We start from the raw sequence: 26,394 nt of genomic DNA on the forward strand, positions 1-26,394 counted from the left end.
CGATAGCGGTGTGTCAGCCCATGGGTTTATTGACTGATCTTCCGCTATCGCGAGCAAGCTCGCTCCCACAGGGGATCTGTGTGGGCTGAACTTACAGGCCCAGCAACTGCAACCGCTGGCGCACCGCCGCTTCGATTCCCACCTCGTCCAACCCACATTCGGCCAGCATCTGCGCAGGCTTGGCGTGTTCGACATAGAGGTCCGGCAGGCCCAGGTGCAGCACGGACTTGAGGATGTTTTCCCGGGCCAGGAATTCGCTGACCGCCGCGCCAGCGCCGCCCATGATGGCGTTTTCCTCGACCGTTACCAGCAGGTCGTGACTGCCGGCCATCTCGCGCACCAGGGCTTCGTCCAGGGGTTTGACGAAACGCATGTCCACCACGGTGGCGTCCAGGGTCTCGGCGACTTTCAGGGCTTCGGCCAGTTGCACGCCGAACACCAGCAGGGCGGTTTGCGTGCCCTGGCGGCGAATCACGCCCTTGCCGATCTCGATCGGCTCCAGGTCAGTCGAGATCGTCGCGTTCGGGCCGGTGCCACGGGGGTAGCGTACTGCCGCCGGGCCATTGAACAGGTGGCCGGTGGTGAGCATCTTGCGCAGCTCGTTTTCATCGCTCGGGGTCATCACCAGCATGCCGGGGATGCAGCGCAGGAACGACAGGTCGAAGCTGCCGGCGTGGGTCGGGCCGTCTTCGCCCACCAGGCCGGCGCGGTCGATGGCGAACAGCACGTCGAGGTTCTGTACGGCGACGTCATGAATCAATTGGTCGTAGGCCCGTTGCAGGAACGTCGAATAGATCGCCACCACCGGCTTGGCGCCTTCACAGGCCATGCCGGCAGCGAGGGTCACGGCGTGCTGTTCGGCAATTGCCACGTCGAAATAGCGCTGCGGGTAACGTTCGCTGAAGGCCACCAGGTCCGAGCCTTCCTTCATCGCCGGGGTGATGCCCACCAGGCGCGGGTCGGCGGCGGCCATGTCGCACAGCCATTGGCCGAATACGCCGGAGTACTTCGGTCCGCCGGCCTTTTTCGGCGCGGCCGCCGGAGCGTCCAAGGGTTCGAGCTTGGTGATGGCGTGGTAGCCGATCGGGTCGACTTCCGCCGGGGCGAAGCCTTTGCCTTTCTTGGTGACCACGTGCAGGAACTGCGGGCCCTTGAGGTCGCGCATGTTGCGCAGGGTGGCGATCAGCGTGGGCAGGTCATGGCCGTCGATGGGGCCGATGTAGTTCCAGCCCAGTTCTTCAAACAGCGTGCCGGGGACCAGCATGCCCTTGGCGTATTCTTCGGTGCGGCGGGCGATTTCCCAGGCACCGGGCAGGCGCGACAGCACTTTCTTGCTGCCTTCGCGCATGCTGGCGTAGGTGCGGCTGGAGAGGATCTTCGCCAGGTAGTTGGACAACCCGCCGACGTTGCGCGAGATCGACATGTCGTTGTCGTTGAGGATCACCAACATGTTGGCGTCGACTTCCGGCGCGTGGTTCAGCGCCTCGAAGGCCATGCCCGCGGTCAGTGCGCCGTCGCCAATCACGGCAATGGCCTTGCGCTCGCTGTTTTGCAGGCGGGCGGCAATCGCCATGCCCAGGGCGGCGCTGATGGAGGTGCTGGAGTGGCCGACGCCAAAGGTGTCGTACTCGCTCTCGGAGCGACGCGGGAAGGCGGCGATGCCGTCCTTCTGGCGCAGCGTGCCCATGCGCTCGCGACGACCGGTGAGGATCTTGTGCGGGTAGGCCTGGTGCCCAACGTCCCACACCAGCCGGTCGTCCGGGGTGTCGAACACGTAATGCAACGCGATCGTCAGCTCGATGACGCCCAAGCCGGCACCGAAGTGCCCACCGGTCTGGCCGACCGTGTAGAGCAGCTCCAGGCGCAACTCATCGGCCAGGGTTTCCAGCTCGGCTTCACCCAGGCGACGCAGGCCGTCCGGCGTGTTGGCGCGGTCCAGCAGGGGCGTGGTCGGGCGCTTGCGGGGAATCTCTTGGAACGTCGTGGGCATCAGGCGAATCGTTATAGGTATAGAAAGAGGCGGCAGTTTACCTTATGGATCGCAAGCTGCCCACGCGTTGGCCGGAACTTGGCCGATACGCACTTATGAACGGGTTGACCTTGTATCAGCTGCGTCGTTCGACGATATAACGCGCCAAGTCGCGCAACGGCTCGGCCGCCGCGTCAAAGGGTCGCAGCGCGGCCAGCGCCTGGTCGCGCAACTCCAGGGCGTAGGCCTTGGCGGCGTCGAGGCCGAGCAGGGCCGGGTAGGTCGGCTTGTCGCGGGCGATGTCGGCGCCCTGGCGTTTGCCCAGGGTCTGGGTATCGCTTTCGACGTCGAGGATGTCGTCCTGCACCTGGAATGCCAGGCCGATGGCCCGGGCGTAGGTTTGCAAGGCCTGTAACTGGGCGGGCGTAGCCCGGCCGCTGGCCAGGGCACCGAGCCGGACGCTGGCCTCGATCAAGGCGCCGGTCTTGTGCCGGTGCATGTATTCCAGGGCGCTCTGGTCCAGCTTCAGGCCCACTGAGCCCAAATCGATGGCCTGGCCGCCGACCATTCCGGCGGGGCCTGCCGCCAGCGCCAGGGCGCTGACCATGTCCAGGCGAACCTGCGCGGGGCAATCGCTCAGGGCCGGGTCCAGCAGGGCGCTGAAGGCCAGGCTCTGCAAGCCGTCGCCGGCCAGGATCGCGCAGGCTTCGTCGAATTGCTTGTGGGTGGTGGGCTGGCCGCGACGCAGGTCATCGTCGTCCATGGCCGGCAAATCGTCGTGCACCAGCGAATACGCGTGGATCAACTCCACCGCACAGGCGGCGCCGTTGGCCTGCTCGGCCTGGCCGCCCAAGGCTTCGCACGCGGCGTAGGCCAACAGCGGCCGCACACGCTTGCCGCCGTTCATCACGCTGTAGCGCATGGCTTCGTACAGGCGCGCCAGCTCCGGGCTCGGGGCGCTGAACAACGTATCCAGTGCAGCATTGACCCGGGCCTGACTGCTGGCCTGATAAGCGGCGATCATTCAGGCTGTTCCGCGTCGAAAGGCTCTTCGGTCAGCTCACCGTCGCGTTCGAGCAGCAATTGCACCTTCTGCTCGGCCTGGGCCAGCGCCGCCTGGCAGTCGCGAGTCAAGCCGATACCCTGCTCGAAGGCGGTCAGCGAGTCTTCCAGCGACAATTCGCCGTTCTCCAGGCGTTCGACCAGCGTTTGCAGGTCGGCCAGAGATTGTTCGAAATCCAGTGCAGCTTTTTTGCGGGCCATGGCGGCTATTCCGGTTGACTGTTAAACCGGCGCGACACTAGCAGACATGGGGTATTGGGGCAAATCAGGGCCTACCGCTCTTGTGGCGAGGGAGCTTGCTCCCGCTGGGCTGTGTAGGAGCTGTCGAGTGCAACGAGGCTGCGATCTTTCCCCAGACACTTGAATCTCAAGCGAAAGATCAAAAGATCAAAAGATCAAAAGATCGCAGGCTTCGCCAGCTCCTACAGTGCGTAGTCGAACGGGAGCAAGCACGGGGTTTCGTCAGAAGTGACGTCAGTTTCCGTATTCGGCTCATTTTGTGAGCCGAATAAACCCTCTATTCGGCTCACGCACCGCTCAGTACGTGATTTCCCACACAGAATCGCGCGTTCCCCGATTGTTAATAATCCGCCGAATCGCTAACCTTCGCGCCATCTACGGCCCCCTTGCGACGGGGCCTTCAGACGAAACCCGAATAATGACAAGCAGCGCTGAGGAATGGCGCCGGGTTGCGTCGTGCATGGCAGGAGGCATACGTGCGTTTTCTTTCTTTATTGATCGTGCTGATGGGCGCGCCGCTGGCGTGGGCGCAGCCTTCGGCCGAGATGTCGGAGCCGGTGGGCGGCTGGCGCTACAGCGGCTTGCTCGATCGCACCGAAAACCCGCAAGTCGCCTATCCCACGCCGCCCATCGACCGGGGCGTGCAGCGCAATCGCACGATGATCGAGGGCCGGATCAAAGACATGGGCACAGCTCGCCAGCCCCACAGCCTGGCGGTCAACGGCAATCCCCTCAATCTCTATACCGACGAGGAAGGGCGTTTCGCCCGGCCGTACGCGTTCGGCGCCGGTTCCAACAGCGTCGAGGTGCGCAGCTCCGAAGGGCAATCCCTCAAGCGCGTGCAATTCTATGAAGCCAACAACCTGCGCACCCCGGCACAGATCCGCGTGGTGCTGGGCTGGGACGACCCCAATGCCGAACTCGACCTGCATATCGTCACACCTGACGGCCAACATGCGTTCTTCGGCCAGCCGGCGCTGAGCAATGGCGGCGGTCTGGACCCGGATGGCGTCGACGGCCCCGGCCCGGAAATGTTCACCATGACCGCGCCGATGCACGGCACCTACCTGGTCTACGTGAACTATTGGGGCAACTACGGCAACGGCGGCTACAACTTCGATGAGAGCAGCAACCAGAACGAGGTGATCACCTCGCAGATCAACCTGGTGCTCAACGAAAACACCGCCGATGAAAAACGCGAGACCTTTGTCGTGCCCCTGCGCGCCATTGGCGATCTGTTGCTGGTCAAGACTTTCAACTACTAAGTATCCGCTCCACGGATGAACAGGCCCTTGTGAATATGAGCGACAACACTGCTTCCCCGACCACGCCGACACCTGTCGCCAAACCTGTGCGCCGCTGGCCGGCGATACTGATCGGGCTGTGCCTGGTCGCCGGTGTGGCCGCCGGGCTGGGCTGGTTCATGAACAAGCCCAAGGCGCCGCCCATGGAGCTGGCGCTGGAGAAACTCGGCCTGAGCCGTCCCGACGGCTTGCTCGAGGCCCACTCCCTGAGCCAGTTGCCCAAGGACCTGTTGGCGGTGCCGTTCCTCAAGGCCACGCTCACCGAGGACTTCGTCTTCTATTACGAGGCCCATGCCGACCGCCTCGGGCTGATCGGCAGCCTGCGCCGGATCATCTACGAGCATGACCTCAAGCTGCAGGACAGCCTGATCGAAGAGCTTTTCGACCAGCCGGCCGACGTCGCGCTGTGGCGCGGTGCGGACGGCCGCCTCAAGGACTTCCTGTTGGTGATGGACCGCGGCGGCCTGGCCAAGGTCCTGGAACCGTTGGCGAAAGTCGCCCTGGACGACACTCAGTTGAGCAAGCTCAGCGACCTGAAGGTGGGCGGTGACGACGTTGCGCTCTACCAGCTCAGCTACAACGCCAGCAAATCACTGGTCTTCGCCTCCCATGGCGACAAATTGGTGGTGCTGTCCAACCCGACCAAACTGTACGACCCGGCCAGCGGCTCCGCGGTTGAGCCGGGCAGCGTTTCGACGACCGCCCTGGCCGCCTTGCTCAACGGCGACAAACTGTTCCCCGAAGCCTTCGGCCTGCCGCCCAAGGCGCCGGAGGTCAAGCAACGCATCTCGGTCAACGCCAGCGTGCTCGCCATGGGCTACCAGCGGTTCATCCCGAACTTCGCCGGTTTGCGTTTCGACATGGACGACAAGGGCTGGCACAGCTTCTTGGCCATGGACGAGCTGGAAAACCAGCCGGACTTCGACTTCAAGCCGATCTGGCAAGCCATGCCCATGGGCGCCAGCGCCTGCGTGGCCTTGCCCCTGGCCGCCGAGCAGCAGAAACCGTTGCTGGTAAAACTCGGCGCCGACGAAAAAGCCGCCCAGGCCATGGTCGACCATGTGGCCGGCGCGGCGGGGCTGTGCTGGTACGCCGATTCACGCCTGTACACGCCGCTGTTGGTAGCGAGCCTGAATGACGACGACGGCAAACTCGATGCCGACCTGGGCAACCTGTTCGGTTCGATGGTCGGCGCCTATGAAAACAACGTTGCCGAGCATGCATTCCCGGTGGTCGAGAAGCAGCAAGGTCCGACGCATCAGTGGCTGCGTCAGGTCAGCTCCAATTTCGGCCCCTACCTGGCCAAGGAAGCCGAGCAGCCTGACGCGATTACCGGCAAGGCCTTCCTGCGGGTCAGCCTGGCGCGCCACGGTTCGACCTTGCTGTTTTCCCTCGACGACAAACTGGTGGACAAGGCCCTCGGCACCCTCGACAAACGCTTCCCGCCCATGGCCGACGTGGTGCCCAAGGACCTGCTGATGCCGGTCTACTTCGGCCCGGACTCCATGGCGCAACTGATGCAGCGCGAAACCCTCGACAGCTTGCCCCAGGACATGGAACCGGTGTTCTACAACGCCGCGCAAACCTACCTGATCCCGAAACTGCGCACCCTCGGCGGCTACGGCAAATACGCCCTGACGTTGCCTGAAGGCAGCGAGCCGGATGGCCACTGGCAGTGGCTGCCGCTGGAATGGAAAGCGCTGTGACAGCACTGATCCGCAACCCCGCGTTGACGCTGCTGCTGGCGTTGCTGCTCGGCGGGCCGGCGCTTGCCGTCGAGGCGCCGGCGTTGGACGTGCAGCAATCCCAGGTCTTTCGCGCCTGGTTCGTGCGCATCGCCCAGGAACAGCTGACCAAAGGCCCAAGCCCGCGCTGGTATCAGCAGGACTGCGCCGGGCTGGTGCGCTTTGCCGCCAACGAAGCGCTGAAGGTCCACGATGAAAAATGGCTGCGCAGCAATGGCCTGTCCAATCGCTACCTGCCGCCGGAACTGCCGCTCAGCGATGCGCAACGGCGCCTCGCCCAGCAATGGCAGCAGGGCGGCGGCAAGGTCGGGCCCTACGTCAACGCCATCAAGCTGATCCAGTTCAACAGTCACCTGGTGGGCCGCGATGTGGCCCAGGCCCGTCCAGGCGACCTGATGTTCTTCGATCAGGGCGATGACCAGCACCTGATGATCTGGATGGGCCGCTACATCGCCTATCACACCGGCACCACAACCCCTACCGACAACGGCATGCGCTCCGCAAGCCTGCAACAACTCATGAACTGGAAGGACACCCGATGGATACCCGACGCAGCCAACCCCAACTTCATCGGCGTCTATCGACTCAACTTTCTCTCCCAATGACCGGTGCCCGCATGCTGCGCTTGTGTTCAAAATTGCCCCTGCTGTTTGCCTTGTTGCTGGCACCTGTCGTGAATGCCGAAGACACGGTGGAGCCCAGCGGCTACACGCCGGTGTCCGGTGAAAGCTTCTTCCTGCTGGCCGACAGCAGCTTTGCCAGCGACGAGCAGGCCATGGTCCGCCTCGAAGCGCCGGGCCGCGATTACCGCCGGTTCCGCATGGAGCCCTACGGCGGCGCCGATATCCGCGTCTATCGCATCGACAAGCCGCTGGATTTCCTCAAGCGCCAGAAGAACCTGCACCGCGTGGTCAGCGACGGCCAGTTCAAGGGCGAAGGCCTGTCGAACACCCTCGCGTACCTGTGGGACAACTGGTATCGCAAGTCTCGTCGAGTGATGCAGCGGGCGTTCTCCTACGAATCGCGCCAGCAAGTCACCGAGGAAGTGCCGGAACTGAAGATCGGTGATGCCCTGGTCGCGCCGACTCCATATGACGCACCGCCACAATTCGCCTTGATCCCGGGCTTGCCGGTGGTCAGCCAGTTCCGTTATCCGTTGTGGCAGGCCAAGCCAATCCAACCGCCAGCCGGGGTCAACCTGGCCGGCTCGTCGAGTGAGTTCGTCAGCGTTGCGCCGGGCAACGTCTATGTGCCGCTGGGCCAGTTGAAACCGGGCCTGTACCTGGTGGAAGCGCTGATCGGCAAATACCGCGCGACCACCATGGTCTTCGTCTCCAACACCGTGGCGGTAAGCAAGATTGCCGGTGATGAATTGCTGGTCTGGGCCGCACGCAAGCATGAAGGGCGTTCGGTGCCCAAGGTCAACGTGCTGTGGACCGACGGCCTGGGCGTGATGAGCAGCGGTGCCACAGATGAAGACGGCCTGCTGCGCCTCAAGCACGTCAGCCCGGAGCGTTCGTTCGTCATCGGTGAAGACGAGGAGGGCGGGGTATTCGTCTCGGAAAACTTCTACTACGACAGCGAAATCTACGACACCAAGCTCTATGCCTTCACCGACCGGCCGCTGTACCGGCCAGGGGATTGGGTATCGCTGAAAATCGTCGGTCGTGAGTTCAAGAACGCCCGTGATTCGGTGCAACCGACTGCCGCCGACGTCAATGTCAGCGTGCTGGACGCCACCGGCACCGAGCTGCAAACCCTGGCCCTGAAGCTCGATTCCAAGGCCGGCACCCAAGGCCGTTTCCAACTGCCGGAAAACGCCGTGGCCGGCGGCTATGAGCTGCGCTTTGGCTACAAGGACCAGCTCTACAGCAGCGCCTTTCGTGTCGCCGAATACATCAAGCCGCACTTCGAAATCGCCCTGAACCTGGCCAAGCAGGATTACCGCACCGGCGAGCCGGTCAAGGGCAACCTCGTGTTGCTCTACCCGGACGGCAAACCTGTGGTGAATGCCACGGTGAGCCTGAGCCTGCGTGCCCAGCAACTGTCGATGGTCGATAACGAGCTGCAATACCTGGGGCAATTCCCGGTCGAACTAACCAGCAGCGAAGTGACCACCGATGCCAAGGGCAACGCGACCCTCGACCTGCCGGCCGCCGACAAGCCGAGCCGCTACACGCTCACCGTGTTCGCCAGCGACGGCGCGGCGTATCGGGTCAAGACCACCAAGGAAATCCTCATCGACCGTGGTGCGGCGAATTTCCGCCTGAGCGCTCCCCAGCGGTTCAGCGCCGTCGGCCAGAAGGTGTCGTTCAGCTACGCCAACGAAGGCGGCAACGAACAAGCCAAAGCCGTGACGCCAGGCAGCTACGCCTGGGTGCGCCTGGAAGACCAGAGCACCGGCGAAGGCAAGCTGGCGGCCAAGGACAAGGGCTTCAGCCTGACCTTCGACCGCCCTGGCACCTACAACCTGACGCTCAAGGACGACCACGGCCGGGTCATTGGCGCCGCCGCCCATGCGGTGACCGGTGAAGGCATCAAGGCTGTGCCGGGCACGGTCGAGATCGTCTTCGACAAGCCGGAATACAAGACCGGTGACGAAGCGCTGGCGCTGATCACCTTCCCGGAGCCGGTCAGCGATGCGCTGCTGTCGCTTGAGCGGGACAAGGTCGAGGCCACGGCGCTGCTGTCCAAGGGCGGCGACTGGCTGAAGATGGAAAAGCTCAGCGACACCCAATACCGCGCGCGCATTGCTGTGAAGGATAGCTTTGCGCCCAACCTGACCTTCTCGGTGCTGTACACCAAGGGCGGCCAGTACAGCTTCCAGAACGCCGGCATCAAGGTGGTCACGCCGCAGATCGACGTTGCCGTCGTCACTGACAAAGCCACCTACCGCCCGGGCGACACGGTGACCGTGGACCTGAGCACCCAGTTCGCTGGCAAGGCGATCCCGGCGCACCTGACGGTCAGCGTGGTGGACGAAATGGTCTACGCCCTGCAACCGGAAGTGGCGCCGACCATCGATCAGTTCTTCTATCACCCGCGTCGCAACAACGTGCGCACCAGTGCCAGCCTGTCGTTCATCAGCTACGACGTGGCGCTGCCAGGCAGCCCTGGCGCGCCGGGCAAGGCCAACCGCAGCGAACGCGGGGTCAAGGTACTGGAGCGGCCGCGGCGTGAAGACGTCGACACCGCTGCGTGGCAACCGGAGCTGGTCACTGACGCCAACGGCAAGGCCCGTTTCACCTTCAAGATGCCGGACTCGCTGACTCGCTGGCGCATCACGGCCAAGGCCATTGCCGACGACGGCCAAGTGGGCCAGAAGAAGCAGTTCATCGCCTCGGAAAAACCGCTGTACCTGAAGTGGAGCGGTCCGACCCGTTTCCGCACCGGCGACAAGCCGCAACTGGGCCTGTTTGCCTTCAGCCAATCGGAAAAACCATTGAAGGCCGAGCTGCTGATCCGCTACGCCGGCGCTGAACAGCGCATGGCGGTGGACCTGAAAAACGGCATCAACTATGTGGCGCTGCCGGCCCTGGAGCTGAGCAGTGGCGACTTGAACGTGCAGTTGCAATTGAACGGCGAAACCCAGGACGCCCTGGCCATGCGCTTGAACGCCAGCGGCAATGGCTGGCAAGTCACCCAGAGCCAGCGCCTCGATGTGGCGAGCGGTGACACCCCGCTGACCCTGCCGAGCGACGCCAGCGATATTCGCCTGCGCCTGGACGACAGCCCGCAAGCGTTGTTCCGTTCGGCCCTGGATGACCTGCTGAGCTACCCCTACGGTGGCGTCGAGCAGACTGCCAGTCGTCTGTTGCCGTTGAGCATTGCCTATCCGACCCTGGCGTCGAACCCGCAGATCCGCGACCGCTTGCGGTTGATCATGCAAAACAGCCGCTTGCGCCTGGTGCAGATGGCCGGCCCCTCGGCGAGCTTCACCTGGTGGGGCCAGGACGGTGAGCCGGATGCCTTCCTCACCGCCTATGCCTATTACGCTGACTGGCACGCCAGCAAGGCCCTGGACCTGAGCCTGCCGCCGGAACACTGGCAGCGGGTGCTGGAGGTCTACGCCAAGCAGGCCGGCGATACGCCGCTGCTGCAACGGGCGCTGATCCTGTCGTTCGCCAAGCAGATGCAACTGCCGGTGAACACCTTGCTCAGCGGCCTGATGGATGACCTGGCGAAGGCCAGTGAAGACAGTACCGAGAGCGTGCTGGACAGCGGTGAAGACAGCCTGGTCATGTACGCGCCGGATTCGGCCCTTGGCCTGGCCAGTGCCCGTGTCCTGACCGCGTCCCTGGCGAAACAGGCGAAGGTGCCGTTGCCGGCGGCCTTCAGCCGTCAAGCAGAAGCCGCGCAACAGCAACTGGAGCTCAGCTCGCAGCCGTTTGTTGAGGCCTTGTTGCTGTCGCTGCAAAACTTCGATCAGGCCCGCGCCACCGCCTTGCTGGAGCGCGTGTTGCCGCAGCAGTCCACCCTGGAACGGGCCCTGGCCCTGACCTGGTTGCAGCGCAGCATCGAACAGGCGGCACCGGCCGTGGCCCTGGCACCGGGCGAAGGCTGGGCAGCCAAGCAGGGCGCGACCGGTGAAACCTACTGGCAGTGGCAGGGCGCGCAGCTTCCAACGATGCTGACCCTGACCGGCGCCCAGGAGCGTCCATTGCAAGCGGCACTGAGCTTCCAGAGCCAGCAACCGCCGGTAGCACCGATGGCCGTGTCCATCACCCGTCGCCTGTCGCGTCTGGTGCCGGGCGACGAGGCCTTCAGCTTCAAGCTCGAAGCCGTGGGCAACAAACCGTTGTCCAGCGACAGCCTCTACCTGGATGAAGTGATCATCAACAGCAAGGCGCCGACGCCACTGCGCTACGGCATGCTCGAAGTGCCGTTGCCGCCGGGCGCCGATGTGGAGCGCACCACCTGGGGCATCCAGTTGATGGGCAAGGCCGACAGCGAACCGACGTCCCTGGAAAAAGCCCGCTTCGAGCCCGGCCAGATGGCGTATGCGGTGCCGGTGGATGCCCTCAGTGGCGAGCTGCGCCTGCGGCACTTGGTGCGCTTCTCCCAGAAAGGCCAGTTCACCTTGCCGCCAGTGCGCTTCACTCAGGTCTACGCGCCACAACATCAGGCGCGGGAACAGAAACCGGCGCTCGGTCAGATCACGGTCAACTGACATGCGCAGGCTGTGGGTTGGGTGGTGGTTGTGCTTGATCCCTGCGCTGGCAACAGCGCAGGACGAGCCGTTGCGCCTGGCCTTCGACGGTCAATTGCTGCGCGTGAGCCAGACCCAAGTGCTGGATCGCCAACCACTGCCCGACACTTTGCAGGCGCCACTGGGCAGCCTGTGGAAGCTGTTTGTCTACGCCTGGCTGGTGGACACCGACGCGCGCGAACCGGTTTATGAGTGCCGCGGCGAGTCGAAGGAAGAAGTCTATTGCTGCAACGCCGGGCAGAGCATCGGTCGCGACCAGGCCCTGGTGAAATCCTGTGGCTTGTATTTCGAGCCACAGCGGCTCGGGCTGTCGGCCTCGAACTGGCGTGATTACTGGCAGGCCCGTCAGGCGCCGGCATGGTTGTTGGATCTGCCGACCTTGCAACCCCAGACGCAAGTGCCGGTCGCGCAGTTGCTCAAGGCCTTGGCCACGCTGCCGGCCCAGGAGCAGGCGCGCCGGGTGCTGCTGGACGTGGTGCTCAGCGCGGCGGACGGGCGGTTGGTCGGCGAATTGGGCAGTCGCCTGCGGGTCAAGACCTGGAGCTGGCTGGGTGACCAGGGGCCTTCATCGAGGCAGGGCGGTTTCGCCGGTTGGCTGGCCGATGGCACCCCGGTGTGGGCCGGTGGCCGCGGCACCAGCCAGCAGGTCCTGAAGGTCTACGGCGAAGGTCTGGCGGCGGCATTGCCGGCGCGCTGGCCGGCGGAGACCGGGCGTTGCGTGGAAGTCGGCCTGTTTGCCCGCTATCCGTTGCAACGGGTGATGTCCGGTGACCGTCCGGCCTCGCCGGGTCAACTGCGCGGCGACTACCGCGTCGAATTCAGCAACGGCAATCAGCTGGATATCCACAGCGATGGCGAGCTGTTCCTGATGCCCGGCAAGCTGGTGGCGCGCCTGGACCGGGAGGAATACGTCGCCCGGGTCTTGCAGCGCGAAGCCAAGGCCGAGCCTGCCGAAGCGGCCAAGGCACTGGCGGTGGCGATCCGCACCTACCTGCTGCAGAACGCCCAACGCAACGGCGATTGCCTGAGCATCGACGACAGCAGCCATCGCCAGCGCGTCGCGCCACGCCCGGCGGCGCCGGAAACCCGCGCCATTGCCGCCTGGACCAGCGACCTGGTCCTGGCCGGCACCGATGTCACCTACCACTCCGACCAGCCGGGCCCGGACAAACTGTCCTGGGCGCAAGCGGTGGAGCAAGCCAACGCCGGCCAACGCTACGACGCCATCCTGCTGCATGCCTACCCGCGTGCCAGCCTCAGTCGCTGGGACAACCCGGTGGCCTCCTGCGAGGCGCTGCCTGCCGCCCAGGACTGGCTGCTGAAGCAGCGCCGGGGCTGGCGTGAGCGGCTGGAAGGTGAAGTGGGCTACAACGAAATCAGCGCTTTCGCCGTCTGCCGCGTCGCCTTTGGCCGGCCTTATGTCGACCGCGAGCGCCAGCGCATCTACGTGCGCGGCGTGCTGTCGCTGCAGGATCGTCTCGACCTGACGCATGAATATCTGCACCTGGCCTTCGAAGCTCATCCAAACGGCCAGGACGAAACCTATATCGAAGGGCTCGCCCGTCACCTCTTGCTGGAATAGACCATGACACTCCGTTATCCACAGGTCTTGCTGTTGCTCTGCGCCCTGACCGCTTTGCCACCGGCCATGGCCGCCGACTCCATCAAGCTCGACACCCCTATTGGCGGCTGGCGCAGCGGTGCGCCGGGCGGTGAAGGCGAAAATTTCAGCCAGACCGTCAACTACCCGGCCTCGTCGGTCAACACGCCCCCAGGCCAGGCCAACACCGCGCGCATTACTGGGCAGATCAAAAGCGCGCCCAAGGACGGCAACGCGCCGGGGCAACTCATCGTCAACGGTGTGAGCCTGCCGCTGAAGTTGGATGAGGAAGGTCGCTTCGACCGACCGTTCTCGTTCCCCAACGGCAGCAACAGCGTTGAAGTGCGCAGCGCCGATGGCCAGCAGCGCCACCGTACGCAATTTCTCAACACCAGCGGCGGCGCCACACCGGCCAAGCTGCGGGTCCTGTTGACCTGGGACAGCGACGGCACCGACCTTGACCTGCACCTGGTCACCCCGGACGGCGCCCACATCTGGTACGGCGACCGCGCCGTCGCCAACGGCGCCGCCCTCGACGTCGACGTCACCACCGGCTACGGCCCGGAAATCTTCGCCATGCCCGCGCCGATCAAAGGCCAGTACCTGGTGTATGTGAACTACTACGGCGGCGGTTATCGCAGTGAGGAGGGCGACGAAGAGGGCGAGGGCGGTGGAGAACAAGCGCAACAAGCCCTGACCACCGCACAAGTCACCGTGATCACCGAAGAAGGCACACCGAACGAGAAGATGGAAACCTTCGTCGTGCCGATGCGGGCGGTGGGTGAACTGACATTGGTCAAAAGCTTTAGCTACCCGTAACACTGGGTGGCTTGACACCCTGTGGCGAGGGAGCAAGCTCCCTCGCCACAAAGAGCAGTCAGCCTCAATGAATGACCTGTGGGAGCGAGCTTGCTCGCGATGGCGGTGGCAAATCCAACCTCTCTGCAAACTGATGTACCGCTATCGCGAGCAAGCTCGCTCCCACAGGGGAGGGCGTCAGCATTTGTGACAAATAAAAATCTCACGCGTGAGCTATTGTGAGGTTCAGAAAGTACCTGTAGTGTTTCTCACGCGTGAGTTTTTCACAGTGGGGTCAGTACCATGTCAACCAGCTCTCCATCAGATCCGCCAGGCGGGTCTGTGACCGATTCAGCGAGCCGCACGGGAGAGCGCGCCAAACCCTCCGCGAAAAAACCGTCGAGCTTCTACATGAAGCAGATGCGCGCGGGCCTGAGTGCCGCCGGGTATGTGAAACACGAGACTTGGGTGCTTCCCGAAAACCGAAGCCTGCTCAAGCAGATGGAGAAACAGCTACGCCAACCGATTCTGGCTGGCTCATTCATGTCGGAGGATTACATGAGCGCAGGTAACAACTGGAACATCGATCGCCTCTACAGCGCCCTTCAGGCCCTGGATGAAGTGGTCGCGAACGACATCACCCTTTCTCTCGTTCAAGGTTCCGAGTCCAGCATCAAGCTGGAAATGAATGACTTCGGTGGTTTGCCGATCTACATCGCAGTGGTGGGCGACCAGATCATCGTCGACACCGTCCTGGTGGACGTCGAGTCGATCAACGACGTCGCGGCATTCAATGACGCCGTGCTGCGCAGCCGGGAAATGTTCCCGCTGTCGTCCATCGGCATCGAGACCATGCCCAACGGACAGGTCGTCTACAACATGTTCGGCGCGCTGAGCTCCGACTCCAGCCTGACCAACGTCGTCACCGAGGTCAAAACCCTCGTCGACAACGTCCAGCGCGCCAGCGAAGCCTTCGAACGCTTCTTCATCTAATTCGCCGAACAGGAACCATCCAATGACTCAATCCATCTGGAGCAAGTTGTTCACCGCACTGCGTGGCGGTGCCAACGAAGTCGGCGAATCGATCGTCGACCAACAGGCCCTGCGCATCCTCGACCAGGAAATCCGCGATGCCGACAGCGCGCTGGCCAACGCCAAGCGTGAGCTGGTCACCATCATGGCCAAGCACAAGCTGGCGACCGATCGCGTCGGCGAATACAACGCCAAGATCAAGGACCTGGAGGCCAAGGCCTTGGCTGCGATCCAGGCCAACCGCGAAGACCTGGCGCTGGAAGTGGCCGAAGCCATTTCGACCCTGACCAACGAACTGGACGCCGAGCAGAAGCACGCGACCGAATTCGGCGGTTACGCGGACAACATGCGCAAAGACATCACCAAGGCCGAAAGCCGCATCAAGAGCCTGCGTCAGCAAGTGGACATGGCCAAGGCCCGCGAAAGCGTGCAGAAGGCCCAGGTCAGTGCCTCGATCGCCAGCGGCGGCGCCAATGGCAAGCTGGAAACCGCCGTCGGTACGCTCAACCGCCTGCAAGCCAAGCAACAGCAACGTGCCGCTGAGCTGCAAGCCCAGGACGAACTGGCCGAGGCTTCGACCGGCTCCGACCTGGAGCGCAAGCTGCGCGACGCCGGCATCACGCCGAACGAAGGCAGCGCCAATGCGATCCTGGAACGCCTGAAGAAAAAGTCGGCTGAGTGATCTGTTCGGGCTGATCAATCAAGGCCAGCCGAGCACAAAACCTGTGGCGAGGGAGCTTGCTCCCGCTGAGGCGCGAAGCGGCTCCAAAATGGGGCCTGCTGCGCAGTCCAGCGGGAGCAAGCTCCCTCGCCACAATAATGTTCGGCACGCCACGGATTTAATTGTGGTGCAGGTACTTTTATCCAAGCCCTGCAACAGGTTTAATGCTGTCCGGCCACTACGCTCGAGCCCTCAGGCGCCTGAGTGATGATCCCGCCAGGAACCAAGCCCCACGGAGTCAGGGACGAAATGTCGATTTTCCTTTTGTTGCGCACGTACGCGGCGTCGTTCTTCCATCGGTTCGGCTGGGCGGGCCTGGCCATTGCGTTGGGCGTGCACTTTTCCACGGCCTGGATCGGCCTGGTGCTGCTGGGCGAGCAACACCTCCTCACCGCCGCCACGTTTATCTATTTCTATCTCACCACCACGCTCACCGTCGGCTATGGCGATCTGTTGCCACAGACCTCCGCCGGGCGAATTTTCGTGGCGACCTGGATCATGCTCGGGGGCATTGCCCTGTTGACGACGGTCATCGGCAAAACCACCAGCAGCGTCATCGATGTATGGAGAAAAGGCATGAAGGGCAAAGGCGATTTTACCGGCAAGGTCGGCCACACGGTTCTCATCGGCTGGGAGGGCGCCTCCAGCGAGCGGGTCATCGAATTGCTGCTGCAGGACGAAACCTCCAATGACAACCTGATCGTCATCTGTGATTGCGATCTCGAAGAAAACCCCATGCCCGGCAAGACTTCGTTCATCAAGGGCGACAGCCTGTCCTCCGTCGCGCTGTTGCAGCGTGCCGGCGTGCCCGGTGCCGAACGTGTGCTGGTGCGAACCCATTCCGACGACCTGACCCTGGCCACCGTGCTGGCGGTCAATCAACTGGGGCCGGTCGGACATGTGGTCGCGCACTTCAATGACAGCGAAATCGCCGCCCTCGCCAGCGCTTATGCGCCGAGCCTGGAATGCACCTCCAGCATGGCCATCGAAATGCTGGTGCGGGCCTCCCAGGACCCGGGCTCGTCCGTGGTCATCAATGAATTGCTCTGTGTCGGCGAAGGCGCCACCCAGTACCTGATGAAGTTGCCCGAGGCGTTTGAAGCGACGTTCGGCGAGCTGTATGCCCGGATGAAAGAGCAGCACAACGCGACGCTGATCGGCTACCGCGCCAAGGGCGCCCGCCAGCCGTCGATCAACCCGCCCGGCGCCACCCGCGTCGTGGGCGGAGAACTCTTCTACATCGCCTCCACGCGTCTCAAGGAAATTTCCCATGGGGTGGTTTAAACAGTTGATGGGGCTTGAGGCCCCGAACGCGAACACGACAGCCAACAACAACTCGCCTGTCACCGGGCCGTTGGGCCTGGCTTCCGGCAAGCAGGTCATGTTCGACGCCACGCTCAAGTTGTTGCTCGACGGCAACAGCAGCGTGGTCATCCCCGGCTCCCAACAAATCTGGAGCCTGGGCGTCGTCGACCTCGGGCAGTCGAACTGGCTGTCGCGCTGCTACATGAACGACGAAGACTACTGGCTGCAAGTGCACACCAGCGGCGACATCGCCGGGCAGGTCGAGTCGGTGATCCTGTTCAACTACCTCAGCTACGTCACGATCAACAGTGAAGCGGAGTTGCGTCGCCTGGCCGGCCCCGAAAGCCTGATCGGCCTGCCGACCTACACCCACGACGGCGTCGAGTACACCCGTGAATGGGGCACCGAGGCGGGCCAGACAGAACTGGTGACGTTGAGCGAGCGCGTGAGCAATCCGGATGAGTCCTACAACGTCGAGCACCGTTCGATGCTGTACGCCCGCGACACCGGCCTGACGGATCGCCGGGAGTTCCTGTTGTTCTCCGTCGAAGAGGACGCCGAAGGCACTGTCAGCCTGAGCACTTCGCTGGGTATTTCGCTGTACACCACTGACCTGAACACTCTTTGAATAAGGAAGAAATCCATGCTTGAAGCGCTCTCCATTTCCCTGAACAAGGCCGCCGTGCTCGGCTTTGTCATGTACATCCTCGGCGCCGCCGTGCTGTTCGCGCTGTTCCAGTTCATCTACATCCATGTCACGCCGCACAAAGAATTCGAACTGATCCGCTCGGGCAACGTGGCTGCGGCGATCGCCCTGAGCGGTGCCCTCATTGGTTTCGCCATCCCGGCCAGCAACGTGATTGCCTACTCGATCAGCTTGCTGGATTTCGTCGTCTGGGCGGTGATCGCCGCTGTCGTCCAATTGCTGGCGTTCCTGGTGACCAGCCTGGTGCTCAAGGGCGCTTCCGCGCGGATCAAGAACGGTGAAATCGCCGCCGGTATCTACATCGCTGCCGTGGCCATCAGCGTCGGCATGTTGAACGCCGCGTGCATGACGCCTTCCACGAACTGATAGCGCCACGGAGAACCCGATGAAACGAAGCAAGTACGTCCAGCTTTCGCTGGCCGCGTCGGTCGCCCTGGCGATATCCGGCTGCGGGCCAACGGAAAAAACCTACAAGTTGCAGAAGAAGTACAACTTCCAGTCCGTCCAGCAATGTGTCGATGAAAAACTGCCGGTGGACATTTGTTCCAACGCCTATATGAACGCCTTGTCTGAGCATCGTCGCATTGCGCCGGTATACGACAGCCAGGCTGATTGCGATGCCGACTTTGTTCCCGATTGGTGTCAGCAGGACTCGGCCGGCAAGTTCATCCCCAAGCTGGGCGGTTTCGAGTTGAGCGCCGATGGCGAAGTCACGCAATCCGAGGTCGACGCCGCCCGGGCTCAATTGCCGGCTTCGGAAGCGAACGTGGGTGGTTCAGGCTTCGGCAACCTGCTGACCGGCATGCTGATCGGCAACATGTTGAGCGGCCACCGCAGCAGTTATTACTCCGAGCCGGTCTACCGCTACCGCGATGATCGCGGCAACTTCGGGTCCTCGACGCTCAGCCAGCGGGTATCCAGTGGCTCGACCTTTACCCGGTCCAACCAGGCGCGGTATGGCAGCTACACCGACTCCGTCAAGAGCAGCAAGGCGATGTCCGTCGCTTCGTCCACGTCTCGCGGTGGCTTCGGCAGCAAGTCCAGCGCCCGTAGCGGTTGGGGCGGTTCGAGCAGCTCCGGCGGTTGAGGAACCAGCGCCATGAAGAAGATCCATTGCGCAGAACGTCATGACTGGAAACAGACCGCCGAGCAGCTCGGCTTTCTGTTCCACACCATCGACGACGAGCCCTATTGGGACGAAAGCGCGTACTACCAGTTCAGCCTCAAGCAGATCGAGGACGACCTGGAAGACCCGACCACCGAGATCCATGACATGTGCATGGACCTCGTGGCCCGTGTGGTCCAGAGCGAAGAATTGCTGGAGCGCCTGAGCATTCCCGCGTCGTTTTTCGACCTGGTGCGCACTTCGTGGCTCGAAGGCCACCCGCACCTGTATGGGCGCATGGATTTCTCCTACAACGGCAACGGCCCCGCCAAGCTGTTGGAACTCAACTACGACACGCCGACCAGCCTCTACGAGGCGGCGGCGTTCCAGTGGGGTTGGTTGGAGCAATGCATCGAGCGCGGTTTGCTGCCCAAGCATGCCGACCAGTTCAACAGCATCGACACCAAGCTGCACCAGGCCTTTGCCCAGTTGCAGCTCAAGGAGCCGTTTTATTTCGCCTCGATGAAAGGCTCGGTGGAAGACAAGGGCACCACGGACTACTTGCGCCTGATCGCGGAAAAAGTCGGCATTGAATCGCGGCACATCGATATCGAAGACATCGGCCTCAACAGTGACGGGCGTTTTGTTGACCTGGAAGAACGCTGGATTCCGCACCTGTTCAAGCTGCATGCCTGGGAGTTCATCTTCCACGAGCCGTTTGGTGAAGCGATTGCCCAGTGTGATACGCAGTTTTTCGAGCCGGCCTGGAAGTCGATCATCTCGAACAAAGGCATCCTGCCGCTGCTGTGGGAATTCAACCAAGGCCACCCGAACCTGCTCGCGGCCCACCTGGACACCGACACGAGCAAAGCGGTGCCCAAGGGCTGGGTGCGCAAGCCGTTCTTTTCCCGGGAAGGTGCCAACATCGAGCTGCAGACCGCTGATGGCCTGATCGTAAAAGAAGACGGCCCTTACACCGACGCCCCGTTCATCCTCCAGGAATTCGCGCCGCTGCCACGCTTTGGCGACAGCTACACCCTGATCGGCTCCTGGGTCATTGGCGACCAGGCTGCCGGCATTGGCGTGCGGGAAGACAACAGCCTGATCACCAAGGATTCAAGCCGGTTCCTGCCGCATCTGATCCTTGATTGATTACCCCTCCACATACCGACCCCACAGGGTCATGTGCTCAGCCAGGCATCTCATCGCCCGGTGTTGAGTGAAGTCACCCAGGCGCCCGCAGCACTGTGGCGAGGGAGCTTGCTCCCGCTGGGCTGCGCAGCAGCCCCCAGAGCAGTCAATTCAGTCAGCCTGACACTCCGCAGTGCTTGGTTTTGGGGCTGCTGCGCAGCCCAGCGGGAGCAAGCTCCCTCGCCACAAGAGCGGTGTGCCAGTGGGCCAAACACCGAAACCCCTGTGGGAGCGAGCTTGCTCGCGATGGCGGTGGACCAATCAACATCGATGTTGACTGACCTGGCCCTATCGCGAGCAAGCTCGCTCCCACAGGGTCAGGCCGTCCACTGTTTTTTCAGGTCCACCAGTACCGCACCAGGTGGAAGAAGATCGGCGCCGCGAAGCACACCGAATCCAACCGGTCGAGCATGCCGCCGTGGCCTTCGATCATATGGCCCCAGTCCTTGACGCCGCGGTCGCGCTTGATCGCTGACATGACGATGCCGCCGGCGAACCCCAGCAAGTTGATCAACAACGCGATAAGGAACGACTGCCAGGGATTGAACGGGGTGATCCACCACAGCGCGCCACCGATCAGCGAGGCCAGGAAAATGCCGCCGGCAAACCCCTCCACGGTTTTCGACGGCGATAGGTTCGGCGCGATCTTGTGTTTGCCGAACAGCTTGCCGCAGACGTACTGCAACACATCCGAGAGCTGCACCACGATCACCAGGTACGCGATCAGCAACAGGTTGCGCCCTTCGAAACCGGCGATGTCCAGCGTCAGCAGGGCCGGGACGAAGGAGATGCAGAACACCGCGATCATCAAGCCCCACTGGACCTTGGAAGCGCGCTCCAAAAAGTGCGTGCTGTCGCCGCCCAGGGACGCGAGGATTGGCAGCAGCAGGAACACATACACCGGGATGAAGATCGAAAACAGCCCGTACCAGTCGTAGTAGATCAACAGGTATTGCAGCGGCAGCGCCAGATAGAACGCGGCCACCAGGGCCGGATAATCACTGCGCCGGGTCGGTGTCAGGGTCAGGAATTCCCGCAGGGCGTAGAACGACACCGCGTAGAACAACAGAATCACCGCCGCATTGCCGAGCCAGAACGCGATGCCGATCACCAGCACCATGATCCACCAGGCATTGATCCGCGCGTTGAGGTTGTCGATGACGGAGTTCGGCGCGCCTTTGGTCCGCAGCCTGAGAACGAAACCGATCAACGAAGCCAGCACCAGAATGGCGCCGATCCCGCCAAACAACATCAGGGTATATCGATCCATGTCAGACGTGCTCCGGGGCCAGTGCCAGCAGCGCGGCGCGGCTGCGTTCAAGAAATTGCTCTTTGCTTTCACCTTCTTCGATGCACAGCGGTGCGCCGAAACTGGTGGTGCATAACAGCGGCAGCGGCAGGACACGGCCCTTGGGCATGACGCGGTTGAGGTTGGCGATCCACACCGGGATCACCTCGACCTCGGGATGGTTTTTCATCAAGTGATAGATCCCGCTCTTGAAGGGCAACAGGCCTTCCTCGGGATTGCGCGTGCCTTCCGGGAAGATGATCAGCGAGTCGCCGTTTTCCAGGGCATCGAGCATCGGCTGCAATGGGCTGTAGGAAGGATCCTTGCGCTCGCGGTCCACCAGCACGCCGTTGAACACCCGGTTGATGATGTAGCGCCGCACCGGGCTGGTTTGCCAATAATCGGCCCCCGCCACCGGGCGAGTGAGCTTGCGCAGCGCCGGCGGCAGCGAGGCCCAGAGCAACACGAAGTCACCGTGGCTGCTGTGGTTGGCGAAGTAGATCCGCTGCACCGGCGTCGGCGCGCAGCCGAGCCACAGGCTGCGAGCGCCCGTGACCATGCGGGCGGCGGAGGTGATGAGGTTGGCGACCACGGGTTCGAACATGAGGATTCCTTGTCCTGAGAAACATAAGCATAACTGTGGCGAGGGAGCTTGCTCCCGCTGGGCTGCGCAGCAGCCCCTCAAGAGGCTGAATACAATCACCCTGACGCACCGCAGTGCTTGGTTTTAGGGCTGCTTCGCAGCCCAGCGGGAGCAAGCTCCCTCGCCACAATCGTCACTCGCCATCAGGTATTCGTTAACTTTGAAACTATCTGACGTCTGAAAAAGCTAGCCAGGGACTGGCCAGGATGAAGCCCAGCGTCAAGACAACTTGTGCAGCCAGCAACCGCGATTGCCGGCGCAGCAGCAACAACGCGCCGTGCCGGCGTTCGGTCCACAGACGCCCTGCACGTGCGGCCGGTTGCAGGCCCAGCGAGGTGAGGGCCTGGTCCAGGGTATAGGTGCGTTCGGCCAGGGATTGGCTGCTGTCCGCCATGCGCTGGAACAGATCGGCGTCAAACGCCACGCGCAACGCCCAGTATTTTTCCAGTACGCCGAGGACGATCAGTGCGGCGCTCAACAGCAGCAACCACGGATCGATGACGCCCACCAGCCACTGCCCCAACCCCAGCAGCGCCCCAAGCAGCGTCAGCCCGGTGGACAGCTGATCCAGCGAATGACCGCGGCGCAACAGGCTCGCCACGGTGTGGAGCTCCATATCACTGATCATGCACATTCCCCAGGGTTGTGGATAACTGCTCCAGCGCCCGACGGTGCGCCGCGTGCAGGACGATACGCGGTCGAGCGCGCTGGATTTGCACGATCGCCGCATCAACGCTCGCCGCCCACCCACTGTGCAACAACCAGGCAACCACCGCCGTGGCGCTGCGCGAATAACCCAGGGCGCAGCAGACCAGCACCGGGCCGTGCTGGCGCAGGCTTTCGATGGCCTCTGCCGCTTTCAGGCATTGCTCGGCGGTCGGTGCGGTCAGGTCGAGCACTGGCAATGAGCGATAGGCAACGCCCGTGCTGTCCATGGACAGTTCTGCGCAGAGGTCGAGCACCCCGCTAAACGCACTGTTTTTCAGCTCCATCGGCGTGGGGATGCGCCCCAGCCAGACGTTATCCGCCACCTGGTCAGGCTGCGGATGCTTGCGCGTCCAGCAGCGGGAATTGATCCACGCCGCCGCCAGGTACGGCGCCAGCAACCAGCGCGCCGCCGGGCTCAAGCGACCATCGGCACGCTTCTGGAAACCGTCGGCACCCAACACCAAGTAATTCAACGACACCATAAGCACCGCGACCGCCGGCCAGATCAGCCAGAGCCACGCGCCGCCCAAGGCAAACGCCGGGATGAACAGCGCCGCCGCGCCCAAGCCATAACGCAAGGCCAAGCGGCGGCGGGCAGGATCCGTCGCCAGCCGCGCACTCAGCAGCGGACTCGGACGATCCAGCGGCCACAACCAGACACACAGCCAACCGGCCAGCGCGCCCGTGGGCAGGTCAATGAAGTGATGTTGATAAGTGGTCAGCACCGACACGCCGATCAACGCGAACCAACCGTGCATCACCCAGCGCCAGAAGCCCTGCAGATGCCGCTGATAACAGACCCACAGCACCACCAGCAACGCGATGTGCAGCGACGGCGCCTGATTGAACGGCTTGTCGAAGCCCGCCAGCACTTCGAACAACCAACCGAACACCCCGTCCATTTCCGGGCGGGGGAAGGTGAAGCGCAACGGCCAGAGCAAAAAGCAACTGACCGCAATCGCCTGGGCCGTGAGCAGGCGCAAGGCGTGGCGCTTGAGTTCTTCGCGGCTGGTGGGTAACAGCAAGGACAGGCCGTACAGCAGATCAATCGACCAGTAAGGCACGATGGTCCAGGCCATGAACGGCATATGGCTTTCCCAGGCGAACACCAGCGTGCCAACGTCGTCACGCTGGGACGTGACCCAGGTGGCGAAGCCATAGGTGGTGAAGAACAGCGGCGCCAGCAACAGCAGCCACAGCACCGCCGGTTTCAGCAGTGCGGGCTCGCGGGCCGGGGCGATGACGGCGCTCATTACTGCACTCGCTGGGCCAGCGAAACGCTGAAAATGCCCCATTCATCGACCCGCAGGGTGATCTTGCGGAAGCCCGCCGCCTCAACCAATTGATCCATCTCCGCCTGGGTACGTCGACGCATCACCCAGGCTTGACCGGCACGGTGGCTGGTGAGGGCGCGGGCGATCAGTTCCAGTTGCGGGTGCCACGGCTGGCCGGTGTAGACCAGGAAACCGCCAGGCTCCACGGCTTCGGCCAGGCCAGCGAGGGAACCACCGACCAGTTGGTTATCGGCAAACAGCTCATACAGACCCGACACCACGGCGAGGGTGGGTTTCGGTTCCAGTGCTGCCAGATCCTGGCGGTCGAAGGCATCGCCTTTGACGAATCGGGCGATATCGCCCAAGCCTTTTTCCACGATCAGCGCACTGCCGTCGCGCACGTTGATGTCGCTGTAGTCGCGCAGCAGGATCGACTCGGGCAACGGGCTGACGCCTTGCAGCGCTTCAAGAATGTAGCGGCCATGGCCGGCGGCGATGTCGACGATGCGCACCTCGCGGTCTTGGGCGCGCAATTCGGCCATCGCCAGGCGCAGCAGTTCTTCGACGTGCAACTTGCGCTGGCGAATGCCGCGCCAGCCGATGGAGTTCAGGTAATTCTGGTCAATCATCTTGCCCAGCGCCGAGGTGCCGGTGGGGCGGTTGCGGTAGACGTAATCCAGGGTACTGCCGGAGTCGAACCCGGTATCGAAGCCCAGCTTCACCCCGGCCGACAACTTGCTGCCAAAGCGCATGCTGGCGCGGGTCATGCGCCAGTAGAGGTCGCGCAGCGAGTTGTGCGGCAGCGGCGTGGCCAGGGTTTCGGCTTCGGCGCAGGTCGCGCCCAGGCGATCGGCGTCCAGCAGGGAAGGGCGGTCCAGCGGTCGGGCAAAGTTCTGCAGGATAAAGCGGCGGGCACTGGCAACGGCCGGCGCGCGGTTCTTCTCGCCGAGGGTGTCGTGGAAGAAACCCGGCAGGATGTGCTTCTCTTTGTGCAGGCTGCCCAGGCGTTCGAAGAACTGCTCCTGGGGTTTGCGGTGCACGACAAAGTCCGATCCGGAAATCAACAACTGCGTCGGCACCTGGATCGCCTGGGCATCGGCCACCACGCGGTCGGCGGCTTCGTACAGGCCCAGCAGCACGTTCACCGAAATGGCCTTGGTGATCAACGGATCGCTGTCGTAGGACGCCACGCGCTCAGGGTCATGGCTGAGGAATTTCGCCTTGACGTAGCTGTTGACGAAGAAATTGCCACGGAACTTGCGCATCAGCGCCAGGCCCGGACGGGCGAACGGCACGTAGAGCTTGACCTTGAACGCCGGCGACGCCAGCACCAGCGCGCGAATGCGCGGCGCGTAGTCGTGGACCCAGGTGGACGCGATCACCGCGCCGACGCTTTGTGCGACCACGGCGATGTTCGCTTCGTCGATCCGATGCGCCGCGCCGATGTGATCGCAGAAGGTCTGCACATCCCGCGCACTGGTGGCAAAACTCGGGCTGTCGCCCCGTTCGCCAGGCGACTGGCCATGGCCGCGCGCGTCCCAGGCAAAGAAGTCGAACCCGGGCAGGTCGAGTTCATCCACCAGGTGCGCAATGCGCCCGGAGTGTTCATGACCACGGTGAAACAACAGCACGGCCTGGCGGGGTTCACCCGCTGCCGCATCGACAGCCGGCCAGTGCCGGTAGAACAACTCCACGCCATCATGAGTAGTGAACGTCAGTTCCTGGGCTTCGCGCATTGCAAGTTCCTTTATGCTGAGGGAGCGTTTTCCTTCACTTGGTCCAGGCCATGACGGACTCGATTGACCAAGGTATAAACCAGCAGGGCGGCAACCACCGCCATCACACCATCCACCCACAGCGCCCCGAGCCAACCCAGGGCAATGCCGGTCGCCAACACGCCCAACACAAAGGCGCGATCACTCTTGCCCATCGGCCCGTCATACCGCCGCGAAGCCCCCACCATCGCCCCGAGCACGCCGGCGTATTCGCTGAACAACGCCAACAACGTGACCAACAACACGAGCAATAGACTGGTATCGGCAAACAGGGCAAAAGGCAGGATCAGGGCAGCGTCGGCGATGATATCGCATAGCTCATTGAGGTAGGCGCCCAGATGTGATTGCTGGCCAAACTCCCGCGCCAACATGCCATCCACGGCATTCAACGCCATGCGCAGGAGCATCCAGATCGGTACCAGCACGAAGATCCACGGATGGTTGGCAAACCAGGCGATGACCGCGCCGACCAAGACTGAAACGATGCCGGCGAGCACCGTGACCTGGTTGGCCGTGATGCCGTTGTTGTAGAGGCGTTGGACCATGGGGCGCAGCAGGTTTTGAAAGGCGGGCTTGAGTTGGTAAATGGAGGGCATCGGGGTGAGATCTCGGCCGGTGGCGGGGCTGGGCTTGTACAGATGCGAGATTACGATAGGTTGAGGGGTTGCTGGCGGGTATTTCTTGAGAATGAGGGCGGGTAGGCATCTATTCGCGTATTT

At 63.0% G+C, this 26,394-nt stretch carries 22 protein-coding genes; 13 read left to right on the forward strand and 9 right to left on the reverse strand.

Features of this window, described 5'->3' with window-relative positions:
• Positions 1–91: 91 nt before the first annotated feature.
• The 3 genes from dxs to LQ215_RS24690 all read right to left on the reverse strand — a co-directional run bounded on the left by dxs (position 92) and on the right by LQ215_RS24690 (position 3,232).
• Positions 92–1,990: a 1-deoxy-D-xylulose-5-phosphate synthase gene (gene dxs / locus LQ215_RS24680; protein ID WP_230152995.1), complete on the reverse strand. Its 1,899-nt coding sequence runs from the start codon at positions 1,988–1,990 to the stop codon at positions 92–94.
• A gap of 115 nt (positions 1,991–2,105) precedes the next feature.
• A complete protein-coding gene (gene ispA / locus LQ215_RS24685) occupies positions 2,106–2,993 on the reverse strand; it encodes a (2E,6E)-farnesyl diphosphate synthase (RefSeq protein WP_230152996.1) in 888 nt (295 codons plus the stop codon).
• On the reverse strand, positions 2,990–3,232 hold the full coding sequence (locus tag LQ215_RS24690; RefSeq protein WP_003185917.1) for an exodeoxyribonuclease VII small subunit: 243 nt from the start codon (positions 3,230–3,232) through the stop codon (positions 2,990–2,992). Before LQ215_RS24690 ends, ispA begins: the two co-directional genes overlap by 4 nt.
• 545 nt (positions 3,233–3,777) lie before the next feature.
• Here LQ215_RS24690 and LQ215_RS24695 point away from each other — a divergent pair.
• From LQ215_RS24695 to LQ215_RS24755, 13 genes are all read left to right on the forward strand, one after another.
• On the forward strand, positions 3,778–4,536 hold the full coding sequence (locus LQ215_RS24695) for a YfaP family protein (RefSeq protein ID WP_230153013.1): 759 nt from the start codon (positions 3,778–3,780) through the stop codon (positions 4,534–4,536).
• A gap of 35 nt (positions 4,537–4,571) precedes the next feature.
• Positions 4,572–6,281, forward strand: a complete 1,710-nt coding sequence (locus LQ215_RS24700; protein WP_230152997.1) for a DUF2138 domain-containing protein — start codon at positions 4,572–4,574, stop codon at positions 6,279–6,281.
• Complete coding sequence (locus LQ215_RS24705; protein ID WP_003205996.1) at positions 6,266–6,925, forward strand: DUF1175 domain-containing protein; 660 nt, start codon at positions 6,266–6,268, stop codon at positions 6,923–6,925. The genes LQ215_RS24700 and LQ215_RS24705 overlap by 16 nt, the downstream gene beginning before the upstream one ends.
• On the forward strand, positions 6,922–11,490 hold the full coding sequence (locus tag LQ215_RS24710; RefSeq protein ID WP_230153014.1) for an alpha-2-macroglobulin family protein: 4,569 nt from the start codon (positions 6,922–6,924) through the stop codon (positions 11,488–11,490). The genes LQ215_RS24705 and LQ215_RS24710 overlap by 4 nt, the downstream gene beginning before the upstream one ends.
• A 1-nt stretch (position 11,491) precedes the next feature.
• The gene (locus tag LQ215_RS24715; protein ID WP_230152998.1) at positions 11,492–13,111 is read left to right on the forward strand and encodes a DUF2300 domain-containing protein; all 1,620 of its coding nucleotides are present in this window, start codon (positions 11,492–11,494) and stop codon (positions 13,109–13,111) included.
• 3 nt (positions 13,112–13,114) lie between these two features.
• The gene (locus LQ215_RS24720; RefSeq protein WP_230152999.1) at positions 13,115–13,948 is read left to right on the forward strand and encodes a YfaP family protein; all 834 of its coding nucleotides are present in this window, start codon (positions 13,115–13,117) and stop codon (positions 13,946–13,948) included.
• Positions 13,949–14,338: 390 nt separating this feature from the next.
• Entirely contained in the window at positions 14,339–14,920 is a 582-nt protein-coding gene (locus tag LQ215_RS24725; protein ID WP_013694303.1) for a YjfI family protein, read from the forward strand.
• A 22-nt stretch (positions 14,921–14,942) separates the two neighbouring features.
• Positions 14,943–15,641 (forward strand): PspA/IM30 family protein, encoded by a 699-nt coding sequence (locus LQ215_RS24730; RefSeq protein WP_003185899.1) that lies wholly within the window; start codon positions 14,943–14,945, stop codon positions 15,639–15,641.
• Positions 15,642–15,929: 288 nt separating this feature from the next.
• Positions 15,930–16,964, forward strand: coding sequence for an ion channel (locus LQ215_RS24735; protein WP_230153000.1), 1,035 nt, complete (start codon positions 15,930–15,932; stop codon positions 16,962–16,964).
• The gene (locus tag LQ215_RS24740) at positions 16,951–17,613 is read left to right on the forward strand and encodes a DUF2491 family protein (RefSeq protein ID WP_230153001.1); all 663 of its coding nucleotides are present in this window, start codon (positions 16,951–16,953) and stop codon (positions 17,611–17,613) included. The genes LQ215_RS24735 and LQ215_RS24740 overlap by 14 nt, the downstream gene beginning before the upstream one ends.
• Before the next feature lie 15 nt (positions 17,614–17,628).
• Positions 17,629–18,057: a DUF350 domain-containing protein gene (locus LQ215_RS24745; RefSeq protein ID WP_230153003.1), complete on the forward strand. Its 429-nt coding sequence runs from the start codon at positions 17,629–17,631 to the stop codon at positions 18,055–18,057.
• Between the two features lie 19 nt (positions 18,058–18,076).
• On the forward strand, positions 18,077–18,778 hold the full coding sequence (locus tag LQ215_RS24750; protein WP_230153005.1) for a DUF1190 domain-containing protein: 702 nt from the start codon (positions 18,077–18,079) through the stop codon (positions 18,776–18,778).
• A 12-nt stretch (positions 18,779–18,790) separates the two neighbouring features.
• Positions 18,791–19,948 (forward strand): glutathionylspermidine synthase family protein, encoded by a 1,158-nt coding sequence (locus LQ215_RS24755; protein WP_230153006.1) that lies wholly within the window; start codon positions 18,791–18,793, stop codon positions 19,946–19,948.
• Positions 19,949–20,324: 376 nt separating this feature from the next.
• Here LQ215_RS24755 and LQ215_RS24760 read toward each other — a convergent pair whose 3' ends face one another.
• From LQ215_RS24760 to LQ215_RS24785, 6 genes are all read right to left on the reverse strand, one after another.
• Complete coding sequence (locus LQ215_RS24760; RefSeq protein ID WP_230153007.1) at positions 20,325–21,257, reverse strand: phosphatidate cytidylyltransferase; 933 nt, start codon at positions 21,255–21,257, stop codon at positions 20,325–20,327.
• 1 nt (position 21,258) lies between these two features.
• The gene (locus tag LQ215_RS24765; RefSeq protein ID WP_003205972.1) at positions 21,259–21,879 is read right to left on the reverse strand and encodes a lysophospholipid acyltransferase family protein; all 621 of its coding nucleotides are present in this window, start codon (positions 21,877–21,879) and stop codon (positions 21,259–21,261) included.
• A gap of 205 nt (positions 21,880–22,084) precedes the next feature.
• On the reverse strand, positions 22,085–22,546 hold the full coding sequence (locus LQ215_RS24770) for a hypothetical protein (RefSeq protein ID WP_230153009.1): 462 nt from the start codon (positions 22,544–22,546) through the stop codon (positions 22,085–22,087).
• A complete protein-coding gene (locus LQ215_RS24775; RefSeq protein ID WP_230153010.1) occupies positions 22,536–23,879 on the reverse strand; it encodes a phosphatase PAP2/dual specificity phosphatase family protein in 1,344 nt (447 codons plus the stop codon). Before LQ215_RS24775 ends, LQ215_RS24770 begins: the two co-directional genes overlap by 11 nt.
• Entirely contained in the window at positions 23,879–25,636 is a 1,758-nt protein-coding gene (locus LQ215_RS24780; RefSeq protein WP_230153011.1) for a bifunctional alpha/beta hydrolase/class I SAM-dependent methyltransferase, read from the reverse strand. Before LQ215_RS24780 ends, LQ215_RS24775 begins: the two co-directional genes overlap by 1 nt.
• Before the next feature lie 11 nt (positions 25,637–25,647).
• Positions 25,648–26,271: a CDP-alcohol phosphatidyltransferase family protein gene (locus LQ215_RS24785; RefSeq protein WP_230153012.1), complete on the reverse strand. Its 624-nt coding sequence runs from the start codon at positions 26,269–26,271 to the stop codon at positions 25,648–25,650.
• Between the last annotated feature and the right edge of the window lie 123 nt (positions 26,272–26,394).

Source organism: Pseudomonas brassicacearum, from assembly GCF_918698105.1.
GTDB lineage: Bacteria > Pseudomonadota > Gammaproteobacteria > Pseudomonadales > Pseudomonadaceae > Aquipseudomonas > Aquipseudomonas brassicacearum_F.